Below are 11,067 nucleotides of genomic sequence, written 5' to 3'. Positions count from 1 at the left end.
GCCGCGACCGTCCAAGAGAAGGTCGCGGCGGACGCAAGGGCAAGCGGCGGGAAGGCCGCCGCCCTATGACATCAGGATATGGCAGACGCCGGGCTGCGGGCGCACGATGCCGCGGGTCAATCGGGCGAGCGCGCTTTCGTCGACGCGCGTGGGGTCGGCAAGTTCGACACGATAGCGCCCGTGGAGAGCGTGGACGCCGCGGACATTCCCCTCTCCACCCAGGGCGCCCAGAAGCTCGCCGGGAAGCACGGCGGCGCTGCCGCCTGCCGCGGGCGACGCTGTCTCCGTCCGCGCCGCTCCGCCGCCGGCAAGCGCTCCGCGAATTTCCTCTGCGACCAGGTCGGCGATCGGCCCCAACACGACCTGCGCGGCCTTTTCCGACGGGCGGATGATGCCGCGCGCACCGAGCGCGGACAGCGCGGCGTCGTCGATCGCGCGCTGGTCGGCCACGATCAGTCGCAGGCGCGTCGTGCAGGCATCGACGCTGACCAGATTGGCGGCGCCGCCGAGCGCCCCGACAAAGGCTTCTCCACGCGCGCTTCCGGCCGTGCGGACGGCGGTCCCGGCGACGTCGCCTTTCTCGCGCCCCGGCGTGGCAAGGTCAAAGCGGCGGATGAAGAAACGGAACAGGCCGTAATAAAGAAGCGCATAAACCGCGCCGATCGGCACCAGCAGCCATGGCCGCGTCGCAAGGCTGAAGTTCAGGACATAGTCGAACAATCCCGCCGAAAAACCGAAGCCCAGCTTGACGTCGAGCGCGTTCATCAGCGCCATCGACGCGCCCGTCAGCAGGGCATGGATCGCGTAGAGCAAAGGCGCGACGAACATGAAGGTGAATTCGATCGGTTCGGTCACCCCGGTCAGGAAGCTGGTGAAGGCGAGGGAAAAGAGCATCCCGCCGACCGCCTTGCGCCGGTCCGGCCGGGCTTCGTGATACATGGCGAGGCACGCGGCGGGCAGGCCGAACATCATCACCGGAAAAAAGCCGGCCATGAAGGCGCCGGCATCGGGATCGCCCGCGAAGAACCGGCGAAGGTCACCCGTCGCCCCTTCAAAGTCGCCGACGACAAACCAGGCGGCATTATTGATGATGTGGTGCAACCCCGTGACGATCAGCAGCCGGTTGAGTGCGCCATAGACGAACAGGCCGATCTCTCCCGACGCCACAACGGCGCGGCTGGCGGTGTCGATCGCGCCGCTGATATGGGCATAGCTGTAACCGACCAGCGCCGCGAGGAGCAGTCCGGCGACCCCGCTGGCAATCGGCACAAAACGGCGGCCGCCAAAAAAGGCGAGATATTCGGGGAGCGCGATCGTCGCGAAGCGATTGTAGAAATGCCCTGCGATCAGGCCGGACACTATGCCCACGGGCACTTCCAGCCGGTCGATCAGCCCGACGGCCCATTGCTTGGCGGTCAGCGCCGCCGCGGCTTCGGGAAGCCCGGCGCCGACGTCGGGCGGCGCCACCATAAAGGTTTGCGCGCCGTTCGTGGTGACGAAATAGCAGACCACCCCGGCCAGCGCCGCAGCCCCATTGCCGTCACGCGCAAAGCCGACCGCGACTCCGATCGCGAACAGGATGCCAAGATTGTCGAAGATCGCGGCGCCCGCGGCCGAGATGAAAGCGATGTCGAGCAGGTCCGGCTGGCCGATGCGCAGCAGCAGGCCGGCGATCGGCAGCACCGCGATCGGCAGCATCAGCGCGCGGCCGAGCGGCTGAAGGGCTTCAAGCATCTTCTTCATCGACGTGTCTCCTCGAACGCGCGGGCGAGCGCGCGAACCTCTGCCGCCGACCGGCATTGCAGCGCGAGTTCGGCGTGCGCGCGCGCCTCGGCCAAGGTCAGGCCGCGCACGATCTGTTTCGCCTCGGCAACGAAGCCGGGGACCGCCGAAAGTTCGGTGACGCCCAGCCCGATCAGGATCGGCAGAGCGGCGGGATCAGAGGCTAGGCCCCCGCACACTCCGACCCAGCGATCATGGACGGCGGCGAGGCGGCAGGTTTCGCCGATCATCCGCAGCACGGCGGGGTGCATGGCATCGACCCCGGCGGCGACCGCCGGATTGCCGCGATCCATCGCGAGAACATATTGCGTCAGGTCGTTGGTGCCGATCGACAGGAAATCGGCTTCGGCGGCGAGCAGGTCGGCGGTCATCGCAGCGGCGGGCGTTTCGACCATCACCCCCACCTCGACCGGCGTCGCAATGCCCAAGTCGCCGCGCAGCCGCTCGACGACTTGGCGCACCTGCCGCACTTCGTCGATGCTTGCGACCATCGGGATCATGATCTTGCACTGGCCGGCCGGGCTGGTGCGCAAGATTGCGCGAAGCTGCGTTTCGAGCAGGTCGGGCCGCGCGAGGGCGACGCGAACGCCTCGTTGACCCAGCGCCGGATTTTCCTCGGTTTCGATCGGGATAAAGGCAGCCGGTTTGTCGCCGCCGATGTCGAGCAGGCGGACGATCACCGGCTGGCCGGGCAACGCGTCGGCGATCGCTTGATAGGCGGCATGTTGCTCGTCTTCCGACGGCGCGGCGTCGCGGCCCAGGAACAAGAATTCGCTGCGCACCAGGCCCGACCCCTCGGCACCCTGTGCGGCCGCCAGTGCCGCGTCCTCGACGCTTCCGATATTGGCGAAAATTTCGATGCGGGTGCCGTCGGCGCTGTGGCACGCATCCTTTGCCGCCGCTTGTGCCGCCGCGCGCCGGGCCGCCCGCTGCGCCAGGCGCGCGGTGAAGGCATCGGCGTCGGCCGCGGACGGGCTTGGGCTGACATGGCCCAGTTCGGCGTCGAGCAACAGGGGGGTGCCGTCCTCCACGGTGCCCAGCGCATCGCCCATCGCCACGAGCGCAGGCAGCCCCATGCTCGCGCACAGGATCGCGACATGCGAGGTCGGTCCGCCGCGTGCAAGGCAGATGCCCGCGGGTTTCGCGGCCGCGATCGTCACAAGTTGCGATGGCAGCAGGTCGTCGGCGACGACGATCGCGCCCGCCGCGACTGCGGCGCCGTCGATCGGCGTGCCGGTGAGCGTCGACAGCAATTGCCGTTCGATGTCGACAAGGTCGTCGACGCGTTCGATCAGATGTTCATTGCCCGTGGCGCGGATCGCGGCGATCTGGTCGTGGGTCGCACCGCGCCAGGCAAAGCCCGCGCTATGGCCCGCGGCGATCCGGCTTTCGGCGGCGGCCAGCAATTCCGGGTCGTCGATCAGCGCCAGATGGGCCTGCATCACCGACGCGATGCTGCCGCTCGCGCTATCGGCGCGTGCCGCAATGCGCGCGCGGACCGCGCCGCGCGCGGCGAGCAGCGCGGCGCCTTCTTCGGCGACCCCCGCGCCTTCGCGCGCAACTGCGATCTCCGCCTGGCGCAGCCGCGCCGCGGGTCCGATGGCAAGGCCGGGGGAGGCGATGACGCCGCCGATCTGTCCAGCACGAAGCGGAACGGTCGCCGTCGGCACGACAGATGCTGCAACGGGTTTGCCTTCGCCCATGTCGGTCGCCAGCAACGCGACGACGGCGGCCAGCGCCGCCTCGGCGTCGTCGCCGCGCGCCTGGACCACCACGTCATCGCCGAAGCCAGTGCCGAGCGCGAGCAATGCGACCGTGCTGCGCGCGTCACCGCGTTTGCCGTCTTTCATCAAATGCACATCGGCCTCGAACCCGCGCGCGACCTCTCCGATCCGCGCCGCAGGGCGGGCGTGGATGCCGTGCGGCAGCGACAGCGTGACCGTCTGTTCGACGATGGTTCCGTCGTCCGACCGGCGGCGCGCCTCGGCCTGCACCGGCACCAGCGTCATCAATGCCTCGCACGCGCCGATCGCGCAGTCGGTGGTGCGGCGGCTGATGGCAAAAGCCTCGGCATTGGTGACGATCACCGGCGTGATCAGGCTGGTTGCGGCCAGCGCGACGGCGTCGAGGTCAAAGCGGATCAGCGGGTCGCCGCGTGATACGCGCTGCCCCGCGGCAACCAGCGCGGTAAAACCTTCACCCTTCAGCATCACCGTGTCGAGCCCGATATGGATCAATATCTCGGCGCCCTCGGCGCTGCGCAGCGACACCGCGTGGCCGGCATCGTGGAGCGTCAGCACCTCGCCGTCGAACGGCGCGACGACCGTGTCGCCAAGGGGGTGGATGGCGACGCCGTCGCCCATCATCCGCTGGGCAAAGACCGGATCGGGAACGCCGTCCAGCGTCGTCGCCCATCCTCTGAGCGGAGAGGTGATGATCAGACTCATCGCTTTAATCCCCAAAACATGGGCCGCGGTTGTCGTGCGGCCTCTATCATTGTGCAGCGTGGGCAAGGTCCGGCGTGGTTTCGGCAACGATCCGTCCGCCGATCCACGTCGCGCGCGGTTCCAGCGCGGCATCCAGCCAGACCCAGTCGGCGCGCCGCCCCGGAGCGATCGCGCCCATGCGATCCTCCATCGACAGGAAGGCGGCGGGCGTCGCACTCGCCATCGTCGATACGTCGAGCACCGGCAGGCCGGTGACCTCGACCGTCTTGCGCAGCGCCGATGCCATGTCGAGGTGCGTGCCCGCGAGCGTGCCGTCCTCGAAAATACACACGCCGTCCTTCACCGCGATGCGCTTGCCTTGCAGGGTGAACTCGCTGACATCGGTTCCGACACTGGGCATGGCGTCGGTAACCAGCATGATGCGCCGTGCGCCCTTCGCCCGGATCGCGAGCCGGACGACTGCCGGGTGGAGGTGGACGTCGTCGACGATCAAGCCGCAATAGCTGTCCGAATCGAACGCTGCCCCGACCGCACCGGGATTGCGGTGGTGGAGCGGCGACATCGCATTGAACAAATGGGTGAATCCCGACAATCCCGCGGCGATCGCGCGCTGTGCCTCGTCATAGGTCGCGTCGCTGTGCCCCGCGCTGACGATCACGCAGTGGCGGACAAGGGTGCGAATATCCTCTTCGTCGCACAGTTCGGGGGCGAGCGTCAGCATGACGCGCCCGCGATGCGGCGCGGTGAGCGTCGCGAGTATGTCGGCGTCGAGGCGGCGGATGCGATGCGCTTCGTGGATGCCGCGCTTCACCTCATTGATGAACGGCCCCTCGATATGAATGCCGACGACCCCCGGCACCCCTTGTTCGATCGCGGTATCGACCGCGGCGAGCGCGGCGGCGATCTGCGCGGGCGTATCGCTGATCAGCGTTGGCAGGAATGCGGTGGTGCCGAAGCGGGCGTGCGCGGCGCCGATCGCACCGATCGCGTCGACGTCGACCTGGTCGTTGAACAGCACCCCGCCGCCGCCATTGACCTGCGTGTCGATGAAGCCCGGCAGCAACCAGCCTCCGCCCAGGTCGATCGCGTGGTCGGCGGGCGCCGTGCCCATGGCGGTCACCGCGGTGACGATGCCGTCGGCGACGACGACATCCGCTGCGCCGACGGCATCGGCGGGCAGGGCGATCCGGCCGTTGTGGAAACGAAAGATCATAGGGTCTCGGTAACCTTGTTGAGATGCGGAGGCGAGTCGGGGTTGTGGCCGCGGGCGAGCGCCAGGGCGCTCGCCATGCGATAGAAGCTCTGGATCATCAGGATCGGCTCGATCGCGGGATGGTCCGCGATCGCGGGTAGCTCGCCGCCTTGCGAATCGGCGAGCAGCACCGTCGCGCCCCGCCCGCGGAACTCCGCCGCAGCGTCGCGCACGCTTGCCGCCGCGCGGTCGGTGCCGCCAAGCGCCAGCACGTGGAACGCGTCGCCGACAATCGCCATCGGACCGTGGCGCACTTCGGCGGCGCTGAAGCTTTCGGCGTGGAGCCCGGAGGTTTCCTTGAACTTGAGCGCGGCTTCCTGCGCGGCGCCAAGGCCATAGCCGCGACCCAGGACGAACAGGTTGTTCGCGCCGCGAAAGGCGGTGATGGCGGGCGACCAGTCGAGCGCAAAGGCGCGTGCGAGCTGAGCGGGAAGGCGCGTGAGCGCGTTTTCGAGCGCCGCGTCCCTGGCCCATGCTGCGACGAGCGCCGCAATCGCGGCGAGCGAGGCGATATAGGATTTCGTCGCCGCGACCGACCGTTCGGTTCCCGCCGACAGCGGGATGACGACGTCGGCCAGCTCGGCAAGCGGCGCGCCTTTGGCATTGACCAGCGCAACGACGAAGGCGCCGGCGCTGCGTTGCTGTTCGACGGCGGCCAGCAGGTCAGGGCTTTTTCCCGACTGCGAAATCGCCAGGCACAGGCGGTTCCCGGCGACGGCCGGTGCGTCATAGAGCGACGCGATCGACAGGGCGGCCGACGCCGTCGGCGTCCCCGTCATCGTCTCGATCAGATATTTCGCATAGGTCGCGGCATGATCCGACGATCCGCGCGCGCAGGTGACGACCGCGACCGGCGGGGCAGCGCGCAGGCGCTCGCCGATCGCCGCAAACGCCGCGCGATTGGCGGCGAGCATCGCCGCGACAGCCGCCGCAGCCTCGCCGGCCTCCCGCTCCATCAGCGTCTGTCGTCCGTCTTCTGCGGCGTTCGGCATCATGGGATATGGTCTCCGGATCGGTGACACGCCGTCACACGATATATTGGTATTATATAGGTTATATATGTCTCATCAAGATGTATGTTCGGGGCGATCAGATTTTGATGATCCAGCCCTTGCGGCGCAGCCATTCCATCGCGCCCCAGATGAGCAGCATATAAAGAAGCACGGGCAGCAGCGAGGCCGCGGGGTCGCCCAGCGTTTCGCGCAGCGCGCGAAACGGCAGCAGCAACAGGTCCCACGTCACGACGCCCGCGGTGACCTGATGCAGCGTGTAGGCCGCGATCGCATTGGCGCCAAAGGCCAGCATCGCGGTGGCGGCGACACCCGGCGTGCGGCCTTCGCGGTCGAGCCGGTGGTGGAGCAGCGCGAGCGCGAGGATCGTGATGCCGCTGGTGACGAGCACGAAGCTGCTCGACCAGATGTCCTTGACGATCGGGAACGCGAAACTCCAGATACCGCCGAGCGCCAGCATGGCAGCGCCGATCACCGCGAGCTGGCGCCCGGCCGGGCCGCTGCGGCGAATCAGAAGCTCACCGATCGCAACCCCGATCAGGCCTTGTGCGATGGCGGGGAAGGTGCCGAAAATCCCTTCGGGATCATAGCCTTCTGGCCCCTTCACATACAGGTGGTTGCCAAGAAGTAGCCGATCGACCGAGGCAATAAAATTATGTCCGCGGACCCACAGGTCGGTTGCGACTCCGTCGAGCGAGGGGAGCAGCGCGAGCGGCCAGTAGGCGACGAGAATCGCTGCCGCGATGACCATCCGCGCCCGCGACCCTGCAAGCAGGAACAGCAGCGCGCAGGCGCCATAGACGAGCCCGATTCGCTGCAAGACCCCGAACAGGCGCCAGTCGCCCGATGCAAAGCTGGTGAACCAGTAAAGATTGCTGAGGATGAAGCCGAGCAGGAGCAGGCGCCCCGTCCGGCCGAGGATGTGGCGGCGCTGTGCGGCATCCAGCTTTGCATCGCGCATCGAAAAGGGGATCGCGATCCCCACCATCGTCAAAAACCCTGGGAAAACAAGGTCGGCAAGCGTCAGGCCGTCCCAACTGACGTGCAGCAGGATCGGCGCGACATTCGCCTCGGCGCCATATTTCATCGCCGCCGCCGAGTTCACCAGGATCATTCCGGCGACCGTCAGCCCCCTGAGCACATCAAGTGAAATCAACCGCATGGCCCTGTCTCCCCCCGTCGCCGCCGCCCCTTCGGACAACATCTTTGCACCGCCATAAATTTGCAATGGACAGCGCGTTGGATTTGTAGTCTATTGGTAATAGTCCAAGGACGCAATTGGTCTTATATAGATTGTGGGAAGGCAATCTGGACCCGGCTGGATGGGGGAAACAAGAATGAACAAGGGGCCTGCTACTACATATCGACTTCGCCGCGGTCTGCTGCAGGGAATCTGTGGCGCTGCGCTGGCGAGCGCGATCACTCTCCCTGCCGCCGCGCAGGACACGGTCGCCCCGGCGCCGGCCGATGAGGAAAGTGCCGATGACATCATCGTCACGGGCATTCGCGCCAACCTCGAATCGGCGCAGAACCGCAAACGCAACGCCGACACCGTGGTCGATTCGATCACCGCCGAGGATATCGGCTCCTTCCCGGATAAATCGGTCGCCGAAGCGTTGCAGCGCGTTCCGGGCATTACCGTGGTCCGGTTTGCCGGAACCGACGACACCTCGCACTTTTCGGCCGAACCCTCGGGCGTCATCGTCCGCGGCCTGAACCAGGTGCGTTCCGAATTCAACGGACGCGACACGTTCAGCGCCAACTCGTCGCGCGGCTTGTCGTGGCAGGATATTTCCCCCGAACTGCTCGGCGGCATCGACACCTACAAGAACCAGACCGCGGATTTGATCGAGGGCGGCATCGCCGGAACGGTCAATTTGCGGACCCGCGTGCCGTTCGATCAGGACGGCCGCCTCATCTCGATCTCGATCAAGAACACCTATGGCGACATCGCCCAGAAATCGACGCCCGAATTCTCCGGGATCATTTCCGATCGCTGGCAGACCGGGATCGGCGAAATCGGGTTGATGCTGAACGGCGCCTATTCGCATGCAAAGACATCGAGCCAGGGCGTCCAGTTCGAGCGCATGGGCATTTTCGACGGCGTGTTTGGGCCGGGCAAGCAATATATCCCGAGCGGCATTTTCATGCGCGAGAATGAATATGACCGCAAACGCTATGGCGCGGCGGCCGCGTTCCAGTGGCGCTCGAACGACGAGACGATGCAACTCACCGGCCAGTATAATCGCTCGCAATATAACAACAGCTGGCGCGAATATGCGGTGTTCTCGGCCACTTTCTATGGCGACCTCTATGGTCAGCCGAGCGATTATACCTTTGGCGATGCGTCGTTGGTCAGCCCGCTTCAGGGTACCGCGCCGTTCACATTCGACGACGACGGCAATTTCCAGAGCGGCTGGTGGTCGGCGATGCGGCCCTATGTCGGCGAGGGCAACGATAACCTCGGCTTGGGCGTGAACGAGAATGGACAGGCCTTTTTCAACCGTTGTTATGCGTGGGAAGGCTGCACCAACGATCGCCGCGCGCCGCAGGTCGATACCGCGGCGAACGCGCTGCGCAACAAGCAGATCACGCAGGATTTCGGGCTGAATTTCCGCTGGGATGTGACCGATCGCGTGCGGCTGACGCTCGACGGGCAATATGTCGATGCCAGCGTCAGCAACTATAACGCGTCGGTCACCTCGCGCAGCTATGCCAATACCTTCGTCGACCTGACGGGGAAATATCCGACGCTGGCCTTCACGCCGAACACCGCCGACAATATCAACTTGTCGGCCGGCGGACTGACCAACCCGAATAATTATCACTTCTATTCGGTCACCGACCATACCGAGGACAGCGACGGCAAGGAAGTCGCGCTGCGCGCCGACCTTGAATATGATGTCGATTCCAGCTGGCTCAGCGCGATCAAGGTGGGGGCACGCTATGCCGACCGCGACCAGACGGTTCGGTGGGGCGCGTATAACTGGGCGAACATCTCGAACACCTGGACCTATACGCAGGCATCCTATTTCAACACCGACAGCCCGGTCTATCCGGCCGGCGCGACGGAAATGCACACATTTGGCAGCGATTTCTTCGCTGGCAACCAGATGAACCACCAGTCCTTCATGTTCTTCAACATGGACAAGCTGGCGAACCGAGAGGATCTGGCGGCGACGCTGGGGCGCCCGTCGATCGGGGTGGGCGATTATTATCCGGTCTGTTCCAACCAGGGCTATCGCGCGGGCGAAACGGTCACCGGCAAATATGGCTGCTATCTGCCGAGCGAGGTGCTGAAGGTCGGCGAGCGGACGATGTCGGCTTATGCCATGGCGAAATTCGGTGGCGACGGCCTGGCGATCGGCAATATCGGCATTTCGGGCAATCTGGGTGTGCGCCTCGTCTGGACGCGCAACGATACCCAGGGGGCGACGACCTTTGCCAACCCGTTCACGGCGTCGCAGCTGACTTGCGATCGCGCCGTGGTCGACGGGCTTCCGACAGCGACATCGGGCTGCGTGGTCACCGCGAATGAACTGGCGTTCAACAATGGCGCGACCGTGGCGGATACGACCAAGGTCAATCATTTCCACGCCTTGCCCAGCTTCAACGTCAAGTTCGACCTCACCGACAAGCTGGTATCGCGCTTTGCCTATTCGCGCGCGATGTCGCGGCCCGATTTCGGGCTGCTCCGCAACTTCCTGACGATCAACCGCCTGTCCCCGAATCTCAACGATTTCTCCGATCCCAATGTGACGCGAAATTCGGCGGGCGAAGCGATTGCCTATGACTGGCAATATACCGGCAAGTCGGGCAATCCGGGGCTGAAACCGATGACCGCGGACCAGTTCGACCTGACGCTCGAATATTATTTCGGCAAGTCGAGTTCGTTCACCGCCACCGGCTTTTACAAGAAGTTCTACAATTATATCCAGGCCGGCCAGTTCAGCCTGGAACTTAACAATGGCGGCGTGACCGAAACGGTTCGGCTGGATCGTCCGGTCAACGGCGACGGCGCGAAAATCTATGGCGCCGAATTTGCGTTCCAGACCTTCTTCGACTTCCTGCCCGCGCCCTTCGATGGCTTCGGCGTTCAGGCGAACTATACTTATGTAAAGAACAACGGGATCGAAACGGTCAATCTGACCAACGAAACCGCGGGCGGCACCGCGGGCGGCGGGATCACTTACGAGGACAGCACGGTCAAGCCCGACGCGCTCGAAGGCATCTCGAAACACAGCTACAACCTGGTCGGCATGTATGAAAAAGGCCCGGTATCGGCGCGCGTCGCTTATAACTGGCGCTCCAAATATCTCGTGACCGCGATCGATTGCTGCGTCGGCTTCCCGATCTGGCAAAAAAGCACGGGTTATCTCGATGCCTCGCTGCGCCTCCGCGCGACCGAGCGGATCGAGTTCATCCTCGAGGCCACGAACCTGCTCGGGACCGACACCGTGCTGATGCAGCAGGTCGATTCCGATGGCCTGCTCAAGCCGAACGCCTGGTTCAAAAATGATCGGCGCTATCAGATGGGCGTGCGGTTGAACTTCTAAAAAAGGGGGAGGCGGCGCCA

At 65.3% G+C, this 11,067-nt stretch carries 6 protein-coding genes; 1 reads left to right on the top strand and 5 read right to left on the bottom strand.

Annotated elements, in window-relative coordinates:
* Nucleotides 1-63: 63 nt before the first annotated feature.
* The 5 genes from nagE to A3E77_RS00360 all read right to left on the bottom strand — a co-directional run bounded on the left by nagE (nt 64) and on the right by A3E77_RS00360 (nt 7,653).
* Entirely contained in the window at nt 64-1,743 is a 1,680-nt protein-coding gene (gene nagE, locus A3E77_RS00380; protein WP_293642929.1) for an N-acetylglucosamine-specific PTS transporter subunit IIBC, read from the bottom strand.
* Nucleotides 1,740-4,229, bottom strand: a complete 2,490-nt coding sequence (gene ptsP / locus A3E77_RS00375; RefSeq protein WP_293642928.1) for a phosphoenolpyruvate--protein phosphotransferase — start codon at nt 4,227-4,229, stop codon at nt 1,740-1,742. Before ptsP ends, nagE begins: the two co-directional genes overlap by 4 nt.
* A gap of 46 nt (nt 4,230-4,275) precedes the next feature.
* The gene (nagA, locus tag A3E77_RS00370; RefSeq protein ID WP_293642927.1) at nt 4,276-5,442 is read right to left on the bottom strand and encodes an N-acetylglucosamine-6-phosphate deacetylase; all 1,167 of its coding nucleotides are present in this window, start codon (nt 5,440-5,442) and stop codon (nt 4,276-4,278) included.
* A complete protein-coding gene (locus A3E77_RS00365) occupies nt 5,439-6,437 on the bottom strand; it encodes an SIS domain-containing protein (RefSeq protein ID WP_293642926.1) in 999 nt (332 codons plus the stop codon). Before A3E77_RS00365 ends, nagA begins: the two co-directional genes overlap by 4 nt.
* 133 nt (nt 6,438-6,570) lie before the next feature.
* The gene (locus tag A3E77_RS00360; RefSeq protein ID WP_293642925.1) at nt 6,571-7,653 is read right to left on the bottom strand and encodes an acyltransferase family protein; all 1,083 of its coding nucleotides are present in this window, start codon (nt 7,651-7,653) and stop codon (nt 6,571-6,573) included.
* A gap of 175 nt (nt 7,654-7,828) precedes the next feature.
* Here A3E77_RS00360 and A3E77_RS00355 point away from each other — a divergent pair, with 175 nt between their 5' ends.
* Nucleotides 7,829-11,047 carry a TonB-dependent receptor gene (locus A3E77_RS00355; RefSeq protein WP_293642924.1) on the top strand — a complete coding sequence of 1,073 codons (3,219 nt, stop codon included), beginning with the start codon at nt 7,829-7,831 and terminating at the stop codon, nt 11,045-11,047.
* The last annotated feature ends 20 nt before the right edge of the window (nt 11,048-11,067 follow it).

Origin of the sequence: Sphingopyxis sp. RIFCSPHIGHO2_12_FULL_65_19 (genome assembly GCF_001830555.1) — a bacterium.
Taxonomy (GTDB): Bacteria; Pseudomonadota; Alphaproteobacteria; order Sphingomonadales; family Sphingomonadaceae; genus Sphingopyxis.
The sequence above is the reverse complement of the archived record's forward strand: the minus strand, read 5'-3'. Positions and strand labels throughout refer to the sequence as shown.

Coding starts and splice junctions, on each gene's coding strand:
- nagE (WP_293642929.1), bottom strand. CDS start 1,743: ATGAAGAAGATGCTTGAAGCCCTTCAGCCGCTCGGCCGCGCGCTGATG.
- ptsP (WP_293642928.1), bottom strand. CDS start 4,229: ATGAGTCTGATCATCACCTCTCCGCTCAGAGGATGGGCGACGACGCTG.
- nagA (WP_293642927.1), bottom strand. CDS start 5,442: ATGATCTTTCGTTTCCACAACGGCCGGATCGCCCTGCCCGCCGATGCC.
- A3E77_RS00365 (WP_293642926.1), bottom strand. CDS start 6,437: ATGGAGCGGGAGGCCGGCGAGGCTGCGGCGGCTGTCGCGGCGATGCTC.
- A3E77_RS00360 (WP_293642925.1), bottom strand. CDS start 7,653: ATGCGGTTGATTTCACTTGATGTGCTCAGGGGGCTGACGGTCGCCGGA.
- A3E77_RS00355 (WP_293642924.1), top strand. CDS start 7,829: ATGAACAAGGGGCCTGCTACTACATATCGACTTCGCCGCGGTCTGCTG.